This is a genomic window from Viridibacillus sp. FSL H8-0110 (assembly GCF_038003565.1).
GTDB classification, from domain to species: Bacteria; Bacillota; Bacilli; order Bacillales_A; family Planococcaceae; genus Viridibacillus; species Viridibacillus arenosi.
Genome location: NZ_JBBOPJ010000001.1, coordinates 910,929 through 934,615 on the forward strand (window position 1 = coordinate 910,929; position 23,687 = coordinate 934,615).

The 23,687-nt window shown below is 36.9% G+C and carries 23 protein-coding genes; 20 read left to right on the forward strand and 3 right to left on the reverse strand.

The features are described from left to right. Positions 1-3 precede the first annotated feature (3 nt). The 7 genes from MHH98_RS04575 (at position 4) to MHH98_RS04605 (ending at position 8,155) form a co-directional block, all read left to right on the forward strand. Positions 4-792, forward strand: coding sequence for an enoyl-CoA hydratase/isomerase family protein (locus MHH98_RS04575; RefSeq protein ID WP_038188016.1), 789 nt, complete (start codon positions 4-6; stop codon positions 790-792). A gap of 96 nt (positions 793-888) precedes the next feature. Continuing rightward, a complete protein-coding gene (locus MHH98_RS04580; protein WP_038188011.1) occupies positions 889-1,659 on the forward strand; it encodes a 3-hydroxyacyl-CoA dehydrogenase in 771 nt (256 codons plus the stop codon). 101 nt (positions 1,660-1,760) lie between these two features. Continuing rightward, positions 1,761-3,284, forward strand: coding sequence for a long-chain-fatty-acid--CoA ligase (locus tag MHH98_RS04585; protein ID WP_038188006.1), 1,524 nt, complete (start codon positions 1,761-1,763; stop codon positions 3,282-3,284). A 121-nt stretch (positions 3,285-3,405) separates the two neighbouring features. Then, positions 3,406-4,983, forward strand: coding sequence for a long-chain-fatty-acid--CoA ligase (locus MHH98_RS04590; protein ID WP_038187987.1), 1,578 nt, complete (start codon positions 3,406-3,408; stop codon positions 4,981-4,983). 55 nt (positions 4,984-5,038) lie between these two features. Continuing rightward, the gene (locus tag MHH98_RS04595; protein WP_051448788.1) at positions 5,039-5,818 is read left to right on the forward strand and encodes an enoyl-CoA hydratase/isomerase family protein; all 780 of its coding nucleotides are present in this window, start codon (positions 5,039-5,041) and stop codon (positions 5,816-5,818) included. 24 nt (positions 5,819-5,842) lie between these two features. Further along, a complete protein-coding gene (locus MHH98_RS04600; RefSeq protein ID WP_038187981.1) occupies positions 5,843-6,994 on the forward strand; it encodes a thiolase family protein in 1,152 nt (383 codons plus the stop codon). Between the two features lie 12 nt (positions 6,995-7,006). After that, positions 7,007-8,155, forward strand: coding sequence for an acyl-CoA dehydrogenase family protein (locus MHH98_RS04605; protein WP_038187977.1), 1,149 nt, complete (start codon positions 7,007-7,009; stop codon positions 8,153-8,155). A 132-nt stretch (positions 8,156-8,287) separates the two neighbouring features. Here the strand turns inward: MHH98_RS04605 and MHH98_RS04610 are convergent, their stop codons facing one another. Beyond that, positions 8,288-9,541: a BaiN/RdsA family NAD(P)/FAD-dependent oxidoreductase gene (locus MHH98_RS04610; RefSeq protein WP_038187974.1), complete on the reverse strand. Its 1,254-nt coding sequence runs from the start codon at positions 9,539-9,541 to the stop codon at positions 8,288-8,290. A 125-nt stretch (positions 9,542-9,666) separates the two neighbouring features. Between MHH98_RS04610 and MHH98_RS04615 the strand changes: the two genes are divergently transcribed. Beyond that, positions 9,667-11,274, forward strand: a complete 1,608-nt coding sequence (locus tag MHH98_RS04615; protein ID WP_038187970.1) for a putative polysaccharide biosynthesis protein — start codon at positions 9,667-9,669, stop codon at positions 11,272-11,274. A 9-nt stretch (positions 11,275-11,283) separates the two neighbouring features. Then, positions 11,284-11,991, forward strand: coding sequence for a pseudouridine synthase (locus tag MHH98_RS04620; protein ID WP_038187965.1), 708 nt, complete (start codon positions 11,284-11,286; stop codon positions 11,989-11,991). A gap of 170 nt (positions 11,992-12,161) precedes the next feature. On the opposite strand, the gene MHH98_RS04625 is transcribed toward MHH98_RS04620, so the two are convergent. Beyond that, a complete protein-coding gene (locus MHH98_RS04625; RefSeq protein WP_038187960.1) occupies positions 12,162-12,383 on the reverse strand; it encodes a DeoR family transcriptional regulator in 222 nt (73 codons plus the stop codon). A gap of 343 nt (positions 12,384-12,726) precedes the next feature. Between MHH98_RS04625 and pepV the strand changes: the two genes are divergently transcribed. From pepV to MHH98_RS04660, 7 genes are all read left to right on the forward strand, one after another. After that, positions 12,727-14,118 carry a dipeptidase PepV gene (gene pepV, locus MHH98_RS04630; RefSeq protein ID WP_038187955.1) on the forward strand — a complete coding sequence of 464 codons (1,392 nt, stop codon included), beginning with the start codon at positions 12,727-12,729 and terminating at the stop codon, positions 14,116-14,118. A 114-nt stretch (positions 14,119-14,232) separates the two neighbouring features. Further along, on the forward strand, positions 14,233-15,447 hold the full coding sequence (locus MHH98_RS04635) for a right-handed parallel beta-helix repeat-containing protein (RefSeq protein WP_038187945.1): 1,215 nt from the start codon (positions 14,233-14,235) through the stop codon (positions 15,445-15,447). A 135-nt stretch (positions 15,448-15,582) separates the two neighbouring features. Further along, positions 15,583-16,434, forward strand: a complete 852-nt coding sequence (gene dat / locus MHH98_RS04640) for a D-amino-acid transaminase (RefSeq protein WP_038187940.1) — start codon at positions 15,583-15,585, stop codon at positions 16,432-16,434. A gap of 145 nt (positions 16,435-16,579) precedes the next feature. Next, positions 16,580-17,608, forward strand: coding sequence for an NERD domain-containing protein (locus MHH98_RS04645; protein WP_038187937.1), 1,029 nt, complete (start codon positions 16,580-16,582; stop codon positions 17,606-17,608). Then, entirely contained in the window at positions 17,605-18,540 is a 936-nt protein-coding gene (locus tag MHH98_RS04650; protein WP_076035358.1) for a diacylglycerol/lipid kinase family protein, read from the forward strand. The genes MHH98_RS04645 and MHH98_RS04650 overlap by 4 nt, the downstream gene beginning before the upstream one ends. Positions 18,541-18,606: 66 nt before the next feature. Continuing rightward, a complete protein-coding gene (gene trmB / locus MHH98_RS04655; RefSeq protein ID WP_038187931.1) occupies positions 18,607-19,263 on the forward strand; it encodes a tRNA (guanosine(46)-N7)-methyltransferase TrmB in 657 nt (218 codons plus the stop codon). 183 nt (positions 19,264-19,446) lie between these two features. Beyond that, positions 19,447-20,325, forward strand: a complete 879-nt coding sequence (locus MHH98_RS04660) for a YtnP family quorum-quenching lactonase (RefSeq protein ID WP_038187929.1) — start codon at positions 19,447-19,449, stop codon at positions 20,323-20,325. A gap of 173 nt (positions 20,326-20,498) precedes the next feature. On the opposite strand, the gene MHH98_RS04665 is transcribed toward MHH98_RS04660, so the two are convergent. Continuing rightward, complete coding sequence (locus tag MHH98_RS04665) at positions 20,499-20,813, reverse strand: peptidase M4 (RefSeq protein ID WP_038187927.1); 315 nt, start codon at positions 20,811-20,813, stop codon at positions 20,499-20,501. A 243-nt stretch (positions 20,814-21,056) separates the two neighbouring features. Here MHH98_RS04665 and MHH98_RS04670 point away from each other — a divergent pair, with 243 nt between their 5' ends. From MHH98_RS04670 to MHH98_RS04685, 4 genes are all read left to right on the forward strand, one after another. After that, positions 21,057-22,130 (forward strand): M42 family metallopeptidase, encoded by a 1,074-nt coding sequence (locus MHH98_RS04670; protein ID WP_038187924.1) that lies wholly within the window; start codon positions 21,057-21,059, stop codon positions 22,128-22,130. Positions 22,131-22,207: 77 nt separating this feature from the next. After that, positions 22,208-22,726, forward strand: coding sequence for a DUF84 family protein (locus MHH98_RS04675; protein ID WP_038187922.1), 519 nt, complete (start codon positions 22,208-22,210; stop codon positions 22,724-22,726). A 104-nt stretch (positions 22,727-22,830) separates the two neighbouring features. After that, entirely contained in the window at positions 22,831-23,352 is a 522-nt protein-coding gene (locus tag MHH98_RS04680; RefSeq protein ID WP_038188402.1) for a hypothetical protein, read from the forward strand. 10 nt (positions 23,353-23,362) lie between these two features. Continuing rightward, the gene (locus MHH98_RS04685) at positions 23,363-23,674 is read left to right on the forward strand and encodes a thioredoxin family protein (protein ID WP_038187920.1); all 312 of its coding nucleotides are present in this window, start codon (positions 23,363-23,365) and stop codon (positions 23,672-23,674) included. Positions 23,675-23,687: the final 13 nt, after the last annotated feature.

The following is a 23,687-nucleotide window of genomic DNA, read 5'->3' on the forward strand; positions in this document are numbered from 1 at the left end:
ACAATGAGCAATCAACCAATTATTTATGAAAAACGTAAACAAACAGCATGGATTTACTTAAACCGCCCAGACGAAATGAACTCAATAGGAAAAGCTTTATTGCTGGCTTTGAAGGAGGCAATTGTCCAAGCGGAAAACGATGATGACATCCGTGTTGTTGTACTTTCAGGCAAGGGGAAAGCATTTTGTGCAGGAGCAAATTTAAAGGAACTACTGGAAGACCTTGAGGTGAAGTATCAAAAGGAACCTGGCTTATTAGATTTAAGTGAAGAGCTTTTTGGGAAGTTAGAAAAGTTGAGTAAACCTTTAATTGCTGCATTAAACGGTATTACATTGGCGGGCGGTCTAGAGCTTGCGATGACGGCCGATTTTGTGATTGCGTCTGAAAAAGCGAAAATCGGAGATGCTCATGCTAATTTCGGTGTGTTACCTGGAGCAGGTGGCGCTGTAAAGTTGCCACGAAAAATTGGTGTTAACCGTGCGAAGTACTTACTGTTCACTGGAGAATTTATTAGTGCAGCTGAAATGAAGGAATACGGACTTGTCCAAGAAGTAGTTAGTTCTGAGGAATTGGAAATTACTGTACAAGAGATTGCAGACAAAATTACGGAGAAAAGTCCTTTGGTCCTTCGCAAGATGAAACAACTTGTAACGGATGGATTGGAGCAACCTGTAGAAATCGCATTGAAACAAGAATTGCTATCGTTGAAAGCGCATACAAAGTCATACGATATGGCAGAAGGATTAGCTGCTTTCACAGAAAAACGAAAACCAGTTTTTGAAGGATATTAACCTCAATCAGTAGTAGTTCAAACTATTGCTTTATAAAAGGAATTCTATCGGTGAAGGCAGCAAATTTTGATCAATAAAAGAATTGGAGTGGAGAACATGAATATAAAAGATAAAGTAGCAATTGTTACAGGTGGAGCTTCTGGTTTAGGACTTGGTACGGTTACAAGTTTAGTAGAAAGAGGAGCAAAAGTAGTCATTTTTGATTTGAATGAAGAAAAAGCACAACAGGCTTGTGAACAATTGGGTGAAAACGTTGTTTACGCGCTTGTAAATGTTACGGACGATGCATCTGTACAGGCTGGAATTGTGAAAGTCATTGAGACATTTGGAGGGGTGCATATTTGTGTGAACTGCGCAGGTGTCGGAACTCCTCAAAAGACATTAGGCCGTTCTGGAGCAATGCCTTTAGAAAACTTTAAACAAGTGATAGATATCAATTTGAATGGGACTTTTAATGTACTGAGATTAGCAGCGACAGAAATGGCGAAAAATGAACCTCTTACAGATGCAGGCGAACGTGGGATTATTATTAACACGGCATCAGTAGCTGCTTTTGACGGGCAAATGGGGCAGGCAGCTTATGGTGCAAGTAAAGCTGGAGTCGCAGGAATGACTTTGCCAGTTGCGCGCGACCTATCTTCTTTTGGCATTCGTATTAATACGATTGCGCCTGGTTTGTTCCGTACACCAATGGCAGAGACCTTGTCAGAAAAAGTGGTTGAGAAATTGGAAAGCATGGTCGAGTTTCCAAAACGTCTTGGAAAACCGACTGAATACGCATCATTGGTACTATTCATGATTGAAAATGAGTATATAAACGGTGAAGTGATTCGTCTAGATGGTGGAATTCGAATGTCACCACGTTAAGCGATGAATCAGTAGGAACAGAGCGGACATCATTGCCTTATCTCATAATGACTAATCAAATTTCTGAATGTTCAATTATATTGTATTGGAGGATTTAATAGATGAACATTGTAAATATTTTAGCGCAAAATGCCGTAAGACACCCGCATAAAATGGCAGTTGTTTATGAAGACCGTTCATATACTTATGGCGAGTTTAATGAAACTGTGAACCGCTTTGCCAACGGTTTACTTGACTTAGGAGTGAACAAGGGAGAAAAAGTGGCTCTTATGATGAAAAACTCCGATTTTTTCGCTATTTCTTATTATGCATGCGCCAAAATAGGGGCAGTCATTGTGCCGATGAATTTTCGGTTAGTTGAAAGAGAAGCGAATTACATCTTGAATCAGTCTGACAGTGTCCTTGTCATTTGTGATCAAGACTATGAAGAGTTAATTCAAGCATCTAAAAATGGCATCCCTGCTATCCGCCAAGTGATTACTGTTGAAACGCCAAGCATCGAAGGAAACTTGTCAATTGAAGCTATCTTATCTAAGGATACTTCTGAGCCATCTATTGAAATTAACGGTACGGACGACCTTCATATTTTGTATACTTCAGGAACTACGGGTAATCCAAAGGGTGCACTATTTGACCATCAACGTGTGACAAATGTAAATGTGGGGATGATTGGAACGTTTGGTTACAACGCGCAGGAAAAATTTATTCATATTGCACCGTTATATCATGCGGCGCAGCTAGTAATATGTTTAACAAGTAGTTTTTTCGTAGGTGGATTTAACGTGATACACCGAGAATTTAACCCTGCAGCTATATTTAGAGACATTGAGAAATATAAAATCACGAACTTTTTCGCAGTTCCAACAATGTATAAATTAATGCTTGAATATACGGATAAAGATCAATATGATGTTTCATCTATTAACCGTTTTTCTTATGGTGCAGCACCTATGTCTGCTGAACAAGTCAATCAATGTATCAAATTTTTCAAAACGCATAATTTTTACAGCTTATGTGGATTAACAGAAGGAGGTCCTACAGGTGTTTTCTTATCTCCGGAGGAACATAAGACAAAAGTTGGGTCAGCTGGTAAGGACGGCTTGTTGTTAACGGAAGTGAAAGTCGTTGCACCTAATGGACTTGAAACAAAGGCAGGTGAAGTTGGAGAACTTATTCTTAAAGGTAGTACGATTATGAAAGAATATTATAAAAAGCCTAAGGAAACGGCAAGCACGTTAAGAGATGGTTGGTTATACACCGGGGATTTAGGTGTAAAAGATGACGAAGGATACATTTCTATAGTTGATAGAAGTAAAGACATGATTATTTCAGGTGGAGAAAATGTCTACTCTGTTGAGGTTGAGAACGTGTTAAGCGCACATCCACAAATTGCAGATATCGCAATCATTGGAACACCCGATCCGCAGTGGGGAGAAGTCGTGACGGCTGTTATTGTACAAAAAAATGGAGAGACGATAGATCTTGTAGAGTTGGAAGCTTATTGTAGAAAGAATTTATCGGGTTATAAAATTCCAAGAAAAGTGCTATTTGAAAACGAATTGCCTCGCAATACTTCTGGGAAATTGATGAAGTTTCAACTGCGAGAGACAGTTAAAAGTAATTAATGAATAAATAACTATATAAATTGAGTATAGGCGCCTATCAAGTGGCAGCCGGAGCGGATTTGAAGGGACTCTTTTTTTCAACAATTAGATGTTAAAAAAACTTATACCGAGGTGAAAGATAATGATTCTAACAAAAAGTCTACTTAGTACGGTTAGAAATTGTCCAGAGAAACTGGCTGTTGTCGACGGGCATCATCGATATAGTTATAAGGAATTAGAGGGACGGACTGCGAAACTGAAAGAATCTCTAAAAAAATTGGGCGTGAAAAAAGGAGAGCGTATCGCCTTACTTCTGCTGAACGATTTTCGCTATCTTGAATTGATATACGGTATAACAGCAATGGGCGGAATCGTTGTGCCGCTGAATACGCGTTTTAGTTTAGAAGAGAACGCCTATGTACTAAATGATGCAGGGGTAGAGATTTTATACGTCAACAAAGAATTTTTACCTATTGTTGACGAGCTGAAAAAGCGAGTATCTGGTATCAAACATGTAATTTTGTCTGAAAATCGAGATGCCTCAGAGCTAAATGAGTACTTAGATATACTCTCGTATGAGGCCTTGCTTGATGAGGAGTCCGTAGAAGAGCTTGTCTACGAAGACGTACAGGAAGAGGATGTAGCTGGTTTGTTCTATACAGGAGGGACAACTGGACGCTCCAAAGGCGTCATGTTAACACATAAAAATTTGCTGTCAAATGCACTTCATGTTGCTTTGAATTTTGAATATATGGAAAGTGATATTTATCTGCATGCGGCACCTATGTTTCATCTTGCGGATCAAGCATCTACTTTTGCGGTAACGTTAGCCGGAGGAGCACACACGGTGGTGCGCCAGTTTACACCGAAAGATGTATTGCATGTCATCGAAAAAGAACAGGTGACAGCTGTTATGTTAGTGCCCACGATGGTTAATATGCTACTTCATTCAGCAGATTTCGAGAAATATGATACGTCTTCACTTAGGTTAATGTTATATGGTGCTTCACCTATGGTTACGGGACTATTAAAAAAAACCATGACAATGTTGCCTAACGCGCAGTTGTTTCAGGCATATGGCATGACCGAGGCATCTCCGGTTCTGACTCTCTTGAAGCCGAAAGATCATATTATTAATGGGACGAAGGAAGAGGAAAAGCGTCTTGCTTCATGTGGGAAACCTGTTCAGTTCATCGAAATGAAGGTAGTGGATGAGGAAGGTAATGAGGTACCAATTGGTCAAGTGGGCGAATTTATCGCAAGGGGTCCCAATGTCATGAAGGGCTATTGGAATTTGCCTGAGGAAACGTCGCAAGCTCTTCGGAATGGATGGTATTTTACTGGAGACATGGGATATAAAGAAGAAAAAGGATTTTTCTATGTAGTTGACCGAGCAAAAGACATGATTATTACGGGTGGAGAAAATGTGTATTCAGTGGAAGTAGAGCAAGCACTATCAAGCCATCCGGCTGTGTTAGAATGCGCGGTATTTGGTGTACCTCACGAGCAGTGGGGAGAAGTTGTCAGAGCTGCTGTTGTATTAAAACAAGGTACTGTTGCGACAGAAGAGGAGATTCTTACTTCCATTCGTCCAATAGTTTCAAATTATAAAGTACCAAAATCAATTGAATTTCTATCGGAGTTGCCAAAAAGCGGAGCAGGTAAAATATTGAAGCGCGTGATACGTGATGAATATTTAAATCAACAAACTACAACATGACTCAGTATGGTAAACGTGTCCTAGCATTAGACCTCGTTAAAGGAGGAACAATTTGGTGTCTACAGTTATTACTAGATTTAAAGATGGGGTTTATGAAATTGAGTTAAATCGGCCAGATCAGTTAAACGCTGTAAATTATGAATTAGTATCAGATTTAGCCGCAGCGGTAATGGAGGCAAAAAATGATCAGAATATACGAGCAGTCTTACTATACGGAAACGGAAGGGGTTTCTGTTCGGGTGGTGATTTGAAAGACTTTGGAATCGACACCACTGATACAGTTGCAGTTAAAGAGTTTTTGCAAAAAGGGCATGAGGCAATTACGGGTATTTATAATATGGAAAAGCCTGTTGTTGCAGCGATTCATGGTCCAGCAGTTGGAGCAGGGTGCAATATTGCTTTTTGCTGTGATTTGATCGTTGCGGATGAAAGTGCCATATTTTCAGAGATTTTCGCAAAAGTAGGAGCAATCCCTGATATGGGGGGATTATATTTCCTTCCACAAAAGATTGGCATGCATAAAGCCGCGGAATTAGTGTTCACTGGCAAAAAAATAACGGCCCATGAAGCGCTGGAATATGGCTTGATCAACGAAGTTGTTGCAGATGGAACAGCTGTGAAAAAAGGTAGAGCACTTGCAGTTTCATTGGCAGAAGGTCCTACAAAGTCATTTGGTATTGCTAAAAGAATCATGCATCAAGCTACACACGTATCCTTGGAAAATATTTTAGAAATGGAAGCATATGGCCAATCTATTGTGTTTCAAACAAGAGATTTCAGAGAAGGAAAAGCAGCTTTTGTAGAAAAACGAAAAGCTGAGTTTCTTGGTTATTAATAAATAGAAAAGGTGGGGTTTAAAATGACAGAAGTTGTAATTGTAGATGGAGTACGGACAGCGGTAGGCAGAAGAAAGGGGTTTCTATCTGGCTATAGATCAGACGAGCTGGCAGCAGTTTTGCTTGATGAACTTGTGAAACGTACAGGTATAAAAAAAGCTGAAGTCGATGATGTTATTTTAGGGTGCGTAACACAATCAGGGGAACAAGCTGGTAATATTGCGCGAACAGCGGCACTAATTGCTGGGTTCCCAATTCATGTGCCTGGTGTCACGATCGATCGACAATGTGGATCTAGCCAGCAGGCAGTTCATTTTGCTTCACAAGCTATTGCTTCAGGCGATATGGATATCGTCATTGCTGGAGGAGTAGAAAGTATGTCACGAGAACCTATGTTTTCGAATATAAGAGAAGCAAAACCAAGCGAGAAATTAACTGCAAAATACGAGATTATAAATCAGGGATTGTCCTCGGAACGAATGGTTGAAAAATGGAATTTAACACGTGAGGAGCTTGATCAATATTCATCAGAAAGTCATAAAAAAGCATTTGAGGCAATAGAAAATGGGCATTTTACAAAAGAAATTGTGCCGGTAGATGTTCAATTAGAAAATGGAGATACAAAGAGTTTTGCGATTGATGAAGGGCCTCGTGAAGGGTCTACTGTGGAAGTTTTAGGTGAGTTGAAGACTGTTTTTGATGAGAATGGAACTATCACTGCAGGTAATGCAAGTCAGATGAGTGATGGAGCTTCAGCTGTTCTTCTGATGTCTCGCGAAAAAGCAGATATGCTTGGTTTGAAGCCAAAAGCCCGTATAGTTGCTAGAAGTGTTACAGGATCAGATCCAACACTAATGTTAACTGGACCAATTGAGGCGACCAAGAAAGTGCTTTTAAAAGCAGGTCTTACAATAGATGAAATAGACACATATGAAGTAAACGAAGCATTTGCGCAAGTTCCATTAGTTTGGTTGAAAGAGGTAGGTGCAAACCCTGAAAAGTTAAATCCTGATGGTGGGGCAATTGCACTTGGTCATCCATTAGGAGCTACTGGAACGAAGCTTTTAGTGACTTTAATGAATCGATTAGAACGCACAGGTGGTCGCTACGGGTTACTTTCCATTTGTGAAGGAATGGGTATGGCAAATGCGACTATTATTGAACGTATAGAGTAAGGAGGGATATTTATGACGAGATATAGATTTGAAACAGAAGAGCACGAGATGTTCAGAGAATCGCTTCGAAAGTTTCTACAAAAAGAAGCTGCACCTTTTTATGATACGTGGGAGAAAAATCGAATAATTCCAATTGCATTTTGGAAGAGTCTTGCTGAGATGGGCTTTCTATGTCCTCAAGTAGAAGAGGAATATGGTGGTCTTGGTTTAGATTTTAGCTTTAATGTTATTATTTCAGAAGAGTTAGAACGTGTAGGAACTAGTTTAGTAGGAGTTGGCCTACATAATGATATTGTTGTTCCGTATATTGAGTCATTTGCTTCAAAGGAACAAAAAAAGCGGTGGTTGCCGAATTGTGTGACGGGCGATACTATTACGGCGATTGCAATGACAGAGCCAGGAACTGGATCAGACTTAGCAAATATTCAAACGACAGCTACACGAGAAGGTGATTATTATGTGTTGAATGGCCAAAAGACGTTTATTACAAATGGTATTAATGGAAATTTATTTGTTGTAGTTGTTAAAACAAATCCTCACGCTGAGCCAAAACATAGAGGTATTAGTTTAGTAGTTGTTGAAGAAGGAACACCTGGTTTTACTAAAGGTCGTAAATTAGATAAGGTCGGACTTCATGCACAAGACACAGCTGAATTATATTTTGAAGATTGTAGAGTCCCTGTAAGTAATTTATTAGGTGAAGAAGGGAGAGGTTTTAGTTATCTAATGGAAAAACTGCAGCAAGAAAGACTAGTTGTTGCTATTTCAGCACAAATAGCTGCAGAGGATATGTTGGAGACAACTTTGGAGTATATAAAGTCACGTAAAGCCTTTGGAAAATCAATATCATCTTTCCAAAACACACAATTTAAAATTGCTGAGATTGCGACAAAAATTGAACTAGGAAAATCATTCCTCGATGCTCTTATTGAAGATCATATAGCTGGAAAAGATATTGTTACAAAAGTATCGATGGCGAAATACTGGTTAACAGAATCTGCTCGGCAAATCTCCAGTGATTGTATGCAATTACATGGCGGATATGGTTATATGGAGGAGTATAAGATTGCTAGAAGATATCGAGATATACCTGTCGCATCTGTATATGCAGGAACAAATGAAATTATGAAAGTAATCATTGCTAAAAATTTAGGTTTGTAAAGTCTATACTTATTCTTTTCCATAAAAAAGCGATTTATAAAAAATTCGTATAAATAACATAAAAAGCCATTATTTCGTGTGAAATCGAAATAATGGCTTTAATAATGGAAGAATAAAAAAATTGGAGCTAGTTCATAATTGAGCAGCACTCATACCAGCAATTCGCCCAGTTACAAGTGCAGAAGTAATATTGTATCCGCCTGTATATCCATGGACATCTAAAATTTCACCACAGAAATAAAGACCGGTTTTCTTTTTGGAAGCCATTGTTTTAGGTTCAATCTCTTTTACTGAAACGCCACCACCAGTAACGAAAGCTTTTTCTAATGGTTGTGTACCATTCACAGTCATTTCAAATGAGACCAATTCTTTTGCAAATAAACGTGTTTTTTCTGCTGCAAGATCAGCTCCAATAGATTGTGGATCTAGACCAGCACGCTCAAGTAGGAATAATAGCCAGCGCTCAAGTACAATACCTTTCCACACGTTTTTTAATGCTTTTTTCGGCTCATCTTTTGCCAGTTTAAAGAGCATTTGGAATGCAGATTCTTCGTTGTAATCCATTAATGATTGAATGCGTATAGTAACTGGGTTACCACCGTTTTTCTTCATTTCTTTTACGACGAATTGGCTACAGCGTAAAATGGCAGGTCCACTTAAACCGAAGTGGGTAAAAAGCATGTCCATTTGATGTGTTACTAAAGGTTTGCCTTTTTTGTTTAGCACGGAAACAGCTACATCACGTAATGCTAATCCTTGTAGTTCGCGAAGGCGGATGAAGTTTTCGTTTGAAAGTAGAGGAACTTCTGTTGGATAGAGATCTGTTACAGTATGACCGGCCTTCTCAGCCCAAGGATAGCCATCCCCTGTCGAACCTGTTTGTGGTACAGCTTTACCACCAACTGCTACTACGACTGCATTTGAAAGTATTTCTTCACCATTTGCTAAGCGTACGCCTAGAATTTTGTTCTCATCCATTAATAATTTATTAACGGTTGTACTTAATCGAACATCTACTTTTAAGCGATGTAATTCGTTAATCATAGCATCTACAACGTCTTGCGCACGATTGGAGACAGGGAACATACGCCCATGATCTTCTTCTTTTAGAGCGACGCCTAAGCCTTCAAAAAAGGCAATGATATCTTCGTTGTTATAAACAGTAAAAGGGCTGTATAAGAATCGACCATTTCCTGGAATATGTTTGACGATTTCTTCAACAGGTAGGCGATTTGTGACATTACAGCGACCGCCTCCTGAGATAGCTAATTTCTTACCTAATTTTGTTCCTTTTTCAAGCAGTAATACTTTTTTTCTTTCAGTGCCAGCAGCGATTGCGGCCATTAGGCCCGAGGGACCCCCACCGATTATTATGACGTCATACATATATGTGAACTCACTTTCTTTTTTTATTTATTATACATGATTTAAATAAACTATTTGAGTAATTGTTCTTTGAGTTGTAAACTATCATTTAGGTTCATTAGATTTACGAAGAATGGAAGGGTTGTATGTCATCATTAATGAAAAGCACTGCCATTTTGACCATTGGCATGTTTTTATCGAAATTACTTGGCCTCGTTTACGTATTCCCGTTTTACGCCATCATAGGGCAAGAAAATGTTGCGTTATATTCGTATGCCTACATTCCATATACAATAATGCTTTCGGTGGCGATTTCAGGCGCACCAATTGCAGTTTCAAAATTTGTATCGAAATACAATAGTATAGGTGATTATGAGTCAGGGCGAAAACTTGTGAAGTCTGGTTTAATCATCATGACAATCACTGGTTTTTTATCCTTTTTAGTCCTTTATTTATTAGCAACGCCGATTGCACATTTAGTTATTAAAGATGAAGAGCAAGTTTTTTCTGTTGCTCAAATAGCATCAGTTATTCGCTGGGTTAGTTTCGCGCTTATTGTTGTACCATTTATGAGTTTAGTTCGTGGTTTTTTCCAAGGTTATGACCATATGAAACCAACTGCTATTTCACAATTGATTGAGCAAATTGTGCGTATTATTGCGCTATTAATAGGATCTTTTTTAATAGTGAAAGTATTTGGAGGATTAGCAGAGACAGCTATTTCATTTGCGGTGTTTTCTGCATTTATCGGAGCACTGGGAGGACTATTGATTCTCTATTATTATTGGAAACGATTAAAACCGGAGTTTGATTTGAAGCTTTCTCAAAGTGTTTCTTCTGGTAAGTTATCGTATAAAGAAATTTATTCCGAAGTCATTCGTTATTCCATTCCATTTGTATTTGTTGGGGTGGCAAACCCACTATTCCAGTTAGTTGATATGCTAACATTTAATACAGCTATGGGGAACATTGGTTTATCGAGTGTAACGGATTTATATTTGAGTATGCTGAATTTTACAACGCATAAAATTGTTATTATTCCAGTCATGCTTGCAACAGGTTTTTCGATGGCTTTAATACCAACAATTACAAAGTATTTCACAAACAGAGAGCATACACAACTTATTCAAGCGATGGATAAAACGTATCAAATTTTATTATTTGTCACTTTACCAGCTGTAGTTGGAATCTCTATACTGTCTAAAGATATTTATCATTTGTTATATTCAAATGATGCAATGGGTGCGAGTATTTTAGCAGCATACGCACCAGTAGCGATTTTATTTGCCTTTTTCCAAGTGACAGCAGCCTTATTACAAGGAATCGATTATCAAAAGTGGATTGTCTTCAGTTTATTAACAGGGATATTAGTAAAACTTATCGTCAATATACCACTGATTGAAGCATTCCAAGCAAAAGGTGCAATCATAGCGACAGCGATTGGCTATACTGTATCAATCGGCATCAATATGGTCGTCCTGAAAAAAGCGTTAAATTACAAATCATTTGTTGTTATTAGACGATCAATCTTAATCACCCTTTTAACTGCCATAATGGCTGCTACTGTTATCATCGTCCATAAATTATTATTGTTAATGGGTGTAGCAGAAACTAAATGGCAAGCACTACTATACTTAACGATTTGTGCAACAGTTGGAATTGTTGTATACGGATATTGTTCTCTAAGAGTGGGCCTAGCCCAAAAATTATTAGGGGAACGAATTACAAGAATTTCACGCAAGCTTGGCATGTAGGAGGAAAAAATGCGCTTAGATAAATTACTATCCAATATGGGCTACGGCTCGCGTAAAGAAGTTAAACAGTTACTGAAAATGAAAGCAGTAACTGTTGACGGCGAAGTAGCAAAAGATGTATCAAAACATGTAGACCCTGTAAAACAAAATGTGTCAGTATTAGGAGAGCGTGTGCATTATCAAGAATTCATTTATTTAATGATGCACAAGCCACCTGGTGTTATTTCAGCAACAGAAGACTTGCATGATCAGACGGTTATCGATTTACTAGACCCCTTTCATGCACATTTTGAACCGTTCCCTGTAGGACGTTTAGATAAAGATACAGAAGGTTTACTGTTGATCACAAATGATGGTGGATTGACACATAATTTATTGTCACCGAAAAAGCATGTTCCAAAAGTGTATTATGCGCAAATTGATGGTGAAGTAACTGAGGCGGATATTGAAGCATTTTCTAGAGGAGTAATGCTAGAAGATGGCTATATGACAAAACCTGGCGAACTAGTTATATTAAATGCTGGTCCTACATCTGAAATTGAATTGACAATTTCAGAAGGAAAATTTCATCAGGTGAAGCGTATGTTTGAGTCGGTTGGGAAAAAAGTGACGTATTTAAAGCGTCTTTCAATGGGGTCATTAAAATTAGATGAGCAATTAGAACTTGGTGAATACCGCGAGTTAACTGAGGAAGAATTAAATAACCTAAAATCTTAAAACAAAAAGAATGACCAAGCGACGCAGCATGGTCATTCTTTTTTTACATGTAATTAATTTAGTAGTAATTTTGAAAAGACGTTTTTGCGATCAGCATGATAAATCTAAATAAAGGCAAATGTTAACGTCTTGTTCAACGAAAAGCGTGAGATCTAACTCGTCGAATGGTTCTATGATGTCATTTTCACTTTTTTACGCGTCGTTGTCCAGTTACCTCGACTTGGGCTTTCCACCAAGTCATTAAAGGCTAACACATTCAAATCTCTTTGAATGGTGCGAGGAGTGATGCCGAATTCATCGACTAAATCTTGCGTAGTTACAGTCCCATTGCTAAGAATGTACATATACACATCTTTAATACGATTGAGCATCCGATCAGTAGTTGGTTTCAAAGTTGAACCACTCCTTCATCTTAATTCTCATGGCAAAGACTAGCGGACGACAATATTTGCGAGGTATTTCAGGCTTTTTTTCTTTTGCCTTAGACATCCCCTTCTCTTAGTTGATCGTCAGAATATGATTATCTGACAATTCGATTATAACGAAAAACTTAATACTTTTCCAACATTTTGTTTGGATTTACAAAGTTGTAACAGTATGTTCATAGTTATATACGAATTATTTTATGGTTTAGTTGGAAAAATGTTCGTGTATTGCCAAGTGCTATGTTATTTCTATCATAGAAGTAAGTAACCGTGTAAAATGGATTTATGAAAAGTGTAAGGAGGAACGAATTTGAATTGGTTAAAACAAGCTCAAGAAAGACAAGACGAATTGATTAAAGAATTGCAGGAATTAGTACAAATTGAAAGTGTTTTAGATGAAACAACAATTACAGCAGAAGCACCATTTGGCGAAGGTCCATTAAAAGCTATGGAATGGTTATTACAAAAAGGTGAAGAGCAAGGGTTGACGGCAAAAAATATCGATAATATGGCAGGACATATTGAAATGGGACAAGGTGAAGAGCTAGTCGGAATTCTTTGTCATGTTGATGTAGTGCCTGCAGGTAGTGATTGGCAACACCCTCCATTTGGTGGTGTTGTAGAGGACGGCAAATTATTTGGACGAGGGGCAATTGACGATAAAGGTCCAACAATGGCTGCTTGGCTCGCTATGAAAATGGTGAAGGATGCAGGTGTTCAACTAGATCGTCGAGTAAGATTAATTATTGGATCTGATGAAGAAACTGGATTCCGTTGCGTAACTCGCTATTTTGAAAAAGAAGAAATGCCTACTTTAGGATTTGCCCCAGATGCTGATTTTCCAATTATTAATGCTGAAAAAGGGATTGCTGTATTAGTATTTAGCCAACAGCAAAAAATGGCTGAAAACGAACAATTAATTTCTTTCAAAGCTGGTCATCGTACGAATATGGTACCTGATTTTGCAGAAGCCAAAATTCAAATTGTATCTGCTGATTTTGAAGCAGCATTCCAAGCATATTTACAACAAGAGAGCTTACAAGGTGCGATTGAAAAGGTATCTAATGTGTTTACAGTATCAGTTAAAGGTAAGTCTGCTCACGCAATGGAGCCAAATGCTGGTGTGAATGCAGCAGTAAAATTAGCAGCATTTTTGAATACACAATTATCCACTTCAGGATCAAAAGAATTTGTACAGTTCTTAGTAACTTCATTTGGTGAAGAAACACGCGGTCATGCTTTAGGACTGGCTTTCAATGATGAGATGTCTGGTGATACTACACTTAACGCAGGCGTAGTATCATTTGAAGCGGGGAAAGGTGGAGAAGTACAAGTAAGTTTGCGCTATTCTGTCACATATCCATATGATGAAAAAATAACTGCCGCTCAACAACAGCTTGCTAAAAATGGATTTGCCTTAGATATAGCAGAAAACTCAGCTCCCCATTATGTAGATGAGAAAGAAGAGTTAATCCAGAAACTAATTAAAGTTTATGAGCGTAATACCGGGGAAAAAGCCGAGCTATTATCAATTGGTGGCGGTACTTACGCACGTGAATTAAAAACAGGTGTAGCTTTTGGTATGTTATTCCCAGGTGAGCCTGATATCGCGCACCAGGCAGATGAGTTTGTTGTAGTTGAAAACTTAGTGAAGGCTGCTGCTATTTATGCAGATGCCATTGTCGAACTAGCAACTAAATAAGATTTACCTTTTTTGAGATTGAAAAGTATAGTACACTAATTATTAACCCCCTTTCTAATATTTGGATGGGGGTTTATTATATATTATACTCAACATAAAGGAGATTTTAGATCAATGCTTAATGTTAAGAGAATAAGTATTTTATTTGGAGCAACAGTTCTGTTTTTTAGTCTACTATTATACATATCTACAGATGCAGCAAATGCAGAGGATAAGCCTTTATACACAGTTACTCCTTTATCAGATCCAATCAATGAAAATTATATGAACTATTCCACATATACTAGTGAAACAATGCAATATTATATGTTACGTTCATATCTAGAGAAACTGGAAAGTACGGGTGGCGGAACACTGATTTTGAATGAAGGTACATATACAGTTACAAACGCACTTTATGTACCATCTAATGTAACGATTGAATTTGAAGATGGTGTTAGAATAATTAAAGGAACAGATACGGGTTCTAGCATGAAACCAGCCAAATCAATATTCCAATTTGTGAGACCTTCTAAAGCAAAAGAGGATGATGCTTTTGGCAAATTTAAAGGGGAAAAGAATATTTCCTTAATAGGTCATGGTGAAGTAACAATCGATATGGATTATGATCTTGCTGCTATTTCCATTATTATGGGACATAACCAAAACATAGTTGTAGATAATATTACATTCTTAAATATGTACTCAGGACATTTTATTGAATTGGATGCTTCAAAAAACGTTGTTGTAAAAAACTGTACATTTGACGGCTCTAGAAACTATCTAGGCTACAATAAAGAAGCCATCAACATTGATACACCAGATGCAAAAACGAGTGGTTGGAGCCAAATTTGGAGTAAATTTGACGCTCAACCAAATTTCAATGTAGTCATAGAAAACAATAAATTTAACCTACTTGACCGAGCGGTTGGAACACATAAATATTCAGGCGGGAAATACCATGATCGTATTATTATTCGAAACAATGAAATTTCCAATACACGATCAGATGCAATCCGTGTGATGAACTGGTCAAATTCAGTTATTGAAAATAATACAATCACTAATGTAAATGAAGGCAATTTACGTGGTATTCTAGCAAGTGGTGCGGTAAATCCTACTTTCCAAAATAATGTGTTTACTAACGTTAGCCGTGCAATGCAATTTATTGTTTGGCAGAATAATGGGCCAGGGGAAGAATATGAACCTATTTTCAATGATTTAAGTGAAACAAATAAAAAAGCATTAGCTATGAACAATGGACATAACATGAAAGAAGACTTTATCCGAATATCTAACGAAGAATTTAAAAATTACTTAAAGCCAGAAAAGGTATATCTAAAAAAATAATAACACTAATTAATTTTCACCAAAAAAGTGCAATGAAGTATATTTATTCATTGCGCTTTTTTGATGATTGTGATAAAAATGAGGCAGATAACTAAGAGTAAAATATGTGTAGAAACAACTTGAGGAGATGCTTGAATGACAACAATGCTTTGGAATGACCGTTTGGTAAAAAAGGAAGAAATCAAACTTTCTATAGAAGACCGTGGCTATCAATTTGGTGATGGCGTCTATGAAGTTATTAAAGTTTATAATGGCTCAATGTTCACAGTAACTGAGCATATTGACCGTTTTTATGAAAGTGCTGAAAAAATTAATATTGTGATTCCATATACAAAAGATGTTCTTCATAAAATGGTATATGATTTGATTGAAGCCAACGAAATTGTAAATGGCTATGTCTATTTTCAAATTACTCGTGGTTCTTCACCTCGTGCTCATGCATTCCCACAGCCAACGACTGAACCAGTTTTCATCGCTTATACAATGAAAGGTGAGCGTTCAATTGAGAACTTTGAAAAGGGCGTAAAAGCTAAATTTGTAGAAGATATTCGCTGGTTACGTTGTGATATTAAAAGTTTAAACTTACTTGGAAATGTGTTAGCAAAAGAAGCAGCACAACAAGCAGGGTGCTACGAAGCAATACAACATCGTGGAGAAATTGTAACAGAAGGTTCTTCTTCAAATATGTATGGTATAAAAGATGGTGTACTCTATACACATCCAACTAATAATTTAATCTTACATGGGATTACAAGAAGAGTTATAATGTCCCTTTGTGAAGAAATTGGATTATCTGTTATAGAAGAAGCATTCACAACAGAGCAAGCAATAGACATGGATGAATTCTTTATGTCTTCAACAAGTTCTGAAATTACGCCTATTATTCAAATTGATGACAGCATTATTGGCAATGGGAAACCAGGCGAATGGACTAGAAAATTACAAGCTGCTTTTGATGCACGTGTACAGCAGTTAGGGTCCTTATAATTTTACAAAATATAGAGATAGAGGGGGCGAAATCAACGCCTTCTCTATTTTTTTTTCTTTACGTCATGTAGAATGGATAGATAAAGCAGTAGAAATAACCCTACTTTTGAACGAATTTATTTTTATTTTAGAAGGGAAGCTTATAATGGCGCAATTAGTTAAGCTACAAGATTATATTTCACGCTACCAAATTGATTTGAAACGCTATCCGTCTCAATTTGTAAGATTAAAACAAATCCAGTGGGAACGTATGAAAAAGGAATGGGAAACTGGTGCTGAAATAGAGCAATGGGAGCACGAGTCTGAAGAATTAGAAAAAAAGCAACGTAATCCATTTTTTAAAAAGGTATTCTCTTTCTCTCTTAAAAAGAAAGATGAAGCTTTTGAGCAAGAGGAACTTGTGCACAATGACGAAGTACAAGATGAAACTAGTTTAATTCATGGCGTAACAGATGAAGAAGACATGCCAGAGGAAATAATGACTTTAGATTTTGAACCGAATATACTTTATCGACCACAAACGGCTGAAGAATTAAAGCGAATGTATATTGACCAACTATTTCAATTTCAATTAAAGTGGGCTAGTTCAACTTTAAGGGAAAAATCATATGTTGAACCAAGATATCAACGTGATTCGTTATTACGAGCATTGACACAAAACCTTCCAGATAGTTATTTGTTATTCTACTATCCTATTCTACAATTGAAAAAAGCACCTATTGAGATGGGGATTATTTTATTTACACCAACAAGTTGTCTTTGTATTCAAGTTCTTGAAGAGGAAGAACGAGCTTCATTTATTGGTAGTGGAGAACGCTTTTGGGTGAAAAAAGTAGGTACAACAGACAAAAAAGTGTTAAGTCCATTGATTAGTTTAAATCGTATGGAATCTATATTGAAACAATTGTTTACAAATGATCAAATTGATATACCAATCCATAAAATTGTCTTATCACGAAATGGCTATATCGACTATCCTGGTTCAGCATATGGTGTTCAATTTATCGATAAACGTAAATTTCCAGAATGGTTTTCAAATTTAAAAAAGAACCCATCTCCTATGAAGCATATGCAGTTTAAAGCTGCACAGTCGGTATTAAATACAGGCCAAACAACATCATTCCATCGTACGAATTGGGATACAAAGACAGAGGAAAAGGATATGGATCAGTGAAAGTTGTTTTTATTATTAATGAAAAAGCGGGAAATGGATCTGCTAAGAGGAAATGGAGCTATCTAGAAAAGTCCTTGCAAATCCCGTATCAAATAGAGTTTACAGCTTACCCGGGCCATGCAACTGAGATTGCAAAACGATACGCCAACTCAGCTATAGTGCAATCTGAAAAGTATTTATTGATCGCGATTGGTGGAGATGGAACAGTCCATGAAGTAGTACAAGGAATTTTAGAGAATGAAGAAGTCTGTATTGGCGTAATTGGTGCAGGTTCTGGAAATGACTTCGGAAGAGGATATGAAACGTTTAAAACGGCAGCAGAAATAAAAGCGTATGTTGAGCAATGTAGTGGTGGTCAATTAATGGATGTCGGAAATATGCAAAGAAATGGTGTTACATATTATTTTGTTAATAACGCAGGAATTGGCATCGATGCATATATAGCAAAAGTGGCGAATGAATCGAAGCTTAAGCAATACTTTAATATTTTTCGTTTGGGGAAACTGACATATATTTATTTTTTACTTAAGGCATTAATGAATTTTAAAACATTTTCGGCTAAAGTTGTACATAATGGACAAGAAAAAGTTTTTGAAAAAGTATGGCTTGTAGTAGCTAGTAATCAGCCATACTTTGGTGGTGGAATGAAAGTCTCGCCATACTCTATCCCAAATGATCACAATATCGAATTGACAGTTGTTTATGAAATCTCTCGTATAAAATTATTGTTTCTGTTTAGTACCGTCTTTTTTGGTAAACATACTGGATTAAAAGCAGTTCACCAATATTCTGCTAAAGAATTCGAAGTTGAAATTCATAATGAGGTTATGGCTCATACAGATGGAGAATTTGCTGGTGAGACAAAGGAATATGAGTCGATTCACTTTGGTGTAATCCATCAAGCTTGGCAATTGGCAAGAAAGTCTTCTTGACGAATGGAAAGCTTTCTTTAATAATGAGAAGTTGAATAGTAGAAATAACAGAAATGAGGAAAAGAATTGAGACTTCGACATAAACCATGGGCTGAAGAATTTATCGCTAGTCACCCAGACATCGTCGTTCCAAATCCTGAAGAGCAAAAAGGTAAATGGAATGAAGTATTCAAAAACGACAATCCATTGCATATTGAAGTAGGAACAGGTAAAGGACAATTTATCACTGGTATGGCGCTTGCTAATCCAGAGATTAACTATATCGGTATTGAGCTTTTTGACAGTGTTATAGTAAAGGCGGTTGAAAAAGTACAAGCTGCTGGTCAGCCAACTAATTTACGATTATTAAAAGTAAATGGTTCGGATTTAGAAAAGTTTTTTGAGAAAAACGATGTTGACCGTTTATACTTAAATTTCTCTGATCCATGGCCAAAAACACGTCATGCAAAAAGAAGATTAACGCATGCTGGTTTCTTAAGTATCTATGAGAATATCTTACCTGATTTCGGTGAAGTACACTTCAAAACCGATAACCGTGGCCTATTTGAATACTCTTTAGTGAGCATGTCACAATATGGTATGAAACTTGTTTATGTCTCTTTAGACTTACACAAAGAAATGCTTGAAGATAATATTATGACTGAATACGAAGAGAAATTCTCTGCAAAAGGTCAACCAATTTATCGGGTGGAAGCACAATTCCAGTTACCAGAAGTGAAATGAAGGGTTTTGAAAATGCAGGAGCTTACATAAGCTACTGCATTTTTTGTTTGTAAAAATGGAAATGGATAGAAAAAAATAGAACAACCTTTTTGTACATGTTACAATTTATATGAGGGAATATTCATTTTTATATAAAAATAAAAATGTTTGAACTCTAAGTTTTAAAACAAGGGGGAAAAGAAAATGGATCAATTTAAATTTCATGATATGACATTAACATGGCTCAAAGGGGGAACCACTTTTTTAGATGGTGGAGCAATGTTTGGGGTAGTGCCAAAGCCACTTTGGTCACGCAAGTATCCGGTCAATGAAAATAACCAAATTGAACTACCGACAGATCCAATTCTTATTCAATATCAAGGCAAGAATATGTTAGTCGATACAGGTGTTGGAAACAATAAGTTTACTGAGAAGCAATTGCGAAATTTCGGTGTGACAGAGCAATCATTTATCGATGATGGCTTAGTCGAAATGGGATTACTATCGGAAGACATCGATTATATTCTTATGACACATTTACATTTTGACCATGCTTGTGGTTTAACAAAATGGGAACAGGACAAGCTGGTACCAACTTTCCCAAATGCTAAAATCTTTGTATCACAAGTTGAATGGGATGAAATGCGAGAACCAAATATTCGTTCAGCAAATACGTATTGGAAAGAAAATTGGGAGCCGGTGCAACATTTAGTAGCTCCATTCATTGGTAAATTAGACGTATTTCCTGGTATTGAAATGATTCATACAGGTGGGCATAGTAATGGGCACAGTATTATTAAGTTAACGCAAAATGGGGAGACTATTCTACATATGGCGGACATTATGCCAACACATGCTCACCAAAATCCATTATGGGTCCTTGCGTACGATGACTATCCAATGACATCAGTTTTCGCTAAAGAAAAGTTAATGAAGGAAGCATTAGAAAACGGCTATTGGTTTAGCTTCTATCATGATGCACACTATCGTCTCATTAAATGGAACGAGACAGGTAAAGAAGTAATCGGAGAATTGAAACGTACAAGAGAAGAGATGAAAGAAGAGACTGTCCCTAAAGGATAATTCTTTTCCTTTTCATTATAGTAGGTATCTCTGAGCTGGAAAGTTGGCTCTTGAGATACTTTTTTTATGTGAATTTGAGAGTAGTCCACTACGGAAGAGAAAATTACGTTTGTTTTTTTGTTTAAAAATAAAAAAACTCCTCTATAACGAGGAGTTTTAGAAAAACGTAAGGATTAAACACGTACTAAGTCAATAATCGAGCCTGTTTTCGCATCAGCAGCAAATTCAAAACTTTGTGTTTCACCATTATGAACGCGAGAAATACCGCCTTTATACACAGGGATTTCGATGTTTTCTTTTTTGAAAACTTCTGGTTCCATGAATATCCATGATCCATCGATAGGACCTTCTTGTTTAAATAAGTTTTTAATGTCAGACAATACTGAATTAGCTGGTTTGTTTGGATAAATTTTTTCGCTAGCTTCTTTAATTACATAAGCTGCAGCAAGTCCTGTTGCAACACCAAGTAGGAAATCACGTAATTTCATAGATCATTGCCTCCCTAAATTTCATATGAAGCTAGTGTACCACATCCATTATATGGAGTGAAAATGTGAGGGTGGTACTTTTGAGTATACTAGTTCAAATGAGGAAAGTTTTATACATGGAGATCACACTGTTAGTTGAAATGGCGCTTTCCACATTTCGGTTGCCGAAATAAAGTGCTAGTAATAAAAGCATTTTTTGGATAAAATAAAAGATATAGTGGCTCATTAAAGGAGGCTTTTCAATTGAATCAAGAAACTTTAGATATGTTTAAAACACTAACTGAACTACCGGGGGCACCAGGTGATGAACGTGCCGTACGCGCTTTTATGCGACAAGAGTTATCTAAGTATGCTGATGAGATTGTGCAGGATAATTTAGGTGGCATTTTCGGATTAAAAAAAGGTGACGAAAATGGTCCCCGTATTCTAGTTGCAGGTCATATGGATGAAGTTGCTTTAATGGTAACTTCAATTACTGATAATGGTATGCTTCGTTTCCAACCTCTAGGTGGATGGTGGAATCAAGTAATGCTTGCGCAACGTGTTGAAGTATATGCAACAAATGGTCCAATACCAGGTGTTATTGCTTCTGTTCCAAAACACTTATTAACACCAGAAATGCAGTCAAAACCAATGGAAATTAGCAATATGTTAATTGATGTTGGTGCTGACGATAAGGTAGATGCTGAAAAAATGGGTATCATTCCAGGCCAATCAATTATTCCAGTTTGTCCATTTACACCGATGGCAAACCCGAAAAAAATTATGGCTAAAGCATGGGATAATCGTTATGGCTGTGGATTAGCAATTGAACTATTAAAAGAACTGAAAGACGAAAAACTACCGAATACATTATATTCAGGTGCGAATGTTATGGAAGAGGTTGGACTACGCGGAGCTAAAGTGTCAGCTAATTTGATTAAACCTGATCTTTTCTTTGCATTAGATGCCAGCCCAGCTAATGATACTTCAGGTGATAAAACGCAATTCGGTCAACTTGGTAAAGGTCCTTTACTTCGTATTTTGGACCGCACAATGATTACTCATAGAGGAATGCGTGAATACATTCTAGATACAGCTGAATCTAATAATATTCCATATCAATACTTCGTCTCACCAGGTGGCACAGATGCAGGAAATGTACATATTTCTAATGATGGTGTACCAAGTTCTGTTATCGGTATTTGTTCACGCTATATCCACACACATGCTTCAATCATTCATACGGATGATTTAGATGCGGCGAAGGAATTGATCGTGAAGCTGGTCAAAAATGCAGACCGTACAACGTTAGAAACAATCCGTGCAAACGGCTAATTTGTTATACTATTAAGGGGGTTCCGACAAGGGCCCTCTTTTTCTGTACATAAATAATTATTTAAAGGAGTATGAAAATGCTAATAGCAATAGGAACAAAAAATAAAGCTAAGACAGGTGCTGTTGAAGCAGTTGTAAAACAATGTATAAATGAAGAATTAGTATTCGAACATATTGAAGTTGCATCTGGCGTATCCGTACAACCGATGACAGATGCTGAAACAAGAGAAGGTGCAATTAATCGTGCTAAGAATACTAGTAATGTTTCCAATGCAGATTTTTCATTTGGATTAGAAGGTGGAGTTAAAGAAATTGATGGGGTTATGTATGTTTGCAATTGGGGAGCTCTTGTCTTAAAAAATGGACATGTTATTACAGCTGCGGGGGCTCAGATTCCATTGCCAGAAACAGTTGCAGAAGCGGTGAAAAGTGGCAGAGAGCTAGGTCCTGTAATGGATGAATACACTCAACAAAACGATATTCGACAACATTCTGGAGCAATTGGTATTTTCACTCAGGATTTTGTTGATCGAAAAGAAATGTTTGAACATGTTATAAAATTGTTAATTGGGCAATACTTCTTCCAAAAAGCATGACTTTTCCCTCTTTATTAGCAGTTTAGTGGGAAGAGCACTAAAGTTGCATGGACTCTATAACATCTTTAAAATAGAATGGAGTTCAAGCAAGGATGGAGGATGGCATGTCACGATATACTATTGTATTGTTACTAATCATTTCTGTACTGGCAAGTCTGGCAGGTTGCGGACAAACTATTGAAGAACAAATGGATCAGGGAATGGAGAATGCCAAAAGTGTATTTAACGCCAAACCTGAGAAAAGTACAGAGCAAACCAATAAAATCAATTTCTATCTACCTTCAGAATTTACTATAGAAACTTCATCTGATGATACAAATATTATATTGTCTAAAGATGAAAATGCATTTGTTCTATTTATTAATCCTAATGAAAGTAATGATAGTGAAAGATTTTATAAAGCTTTGAAAGCTGATAAAAAAGCTAATATAGTAAAAGAACAAACTTTTAAAAAGAAGAACCGATTTGGATTTGCAAGTGTTTTAAAGAAAGAAGACAAACAATATGAGATTCTTGTAAGTAGTGGTGGTGTTAAATTGACGACCATTACAAATGGTGAAAATATTGATGAACTAATAGAACAAATGATGCAAATTGTTCGATCAGTGAAGATTACTAATAAGTGAGGTTAAGAACATGCAAAGTTTACAAACTATTGAACAATTTTCAGACTTAAAATCACAAGGAAAAACAGTCTTTCTATTTACAGCAGGCTGGTGTCCAGATTGTCATTTTATCGATCCGTTTATGCCAGAAATAGAAGAAAAATTCGAAGATATTCAATTTGTATCAGTTAATCGTGATGATTTTATCGATTTATGTGGAGACTTAAACATTTTCGGTATACCTAGCTTCGTCGCATTTGAAAATGGTGAAGAAAGTGGTCGGTTTGTAAGTAAAGATCGTAAAACACAAATTGAGATTGAAGAGTTTTTAGAATCATTATAAGTCTTTGGAGATA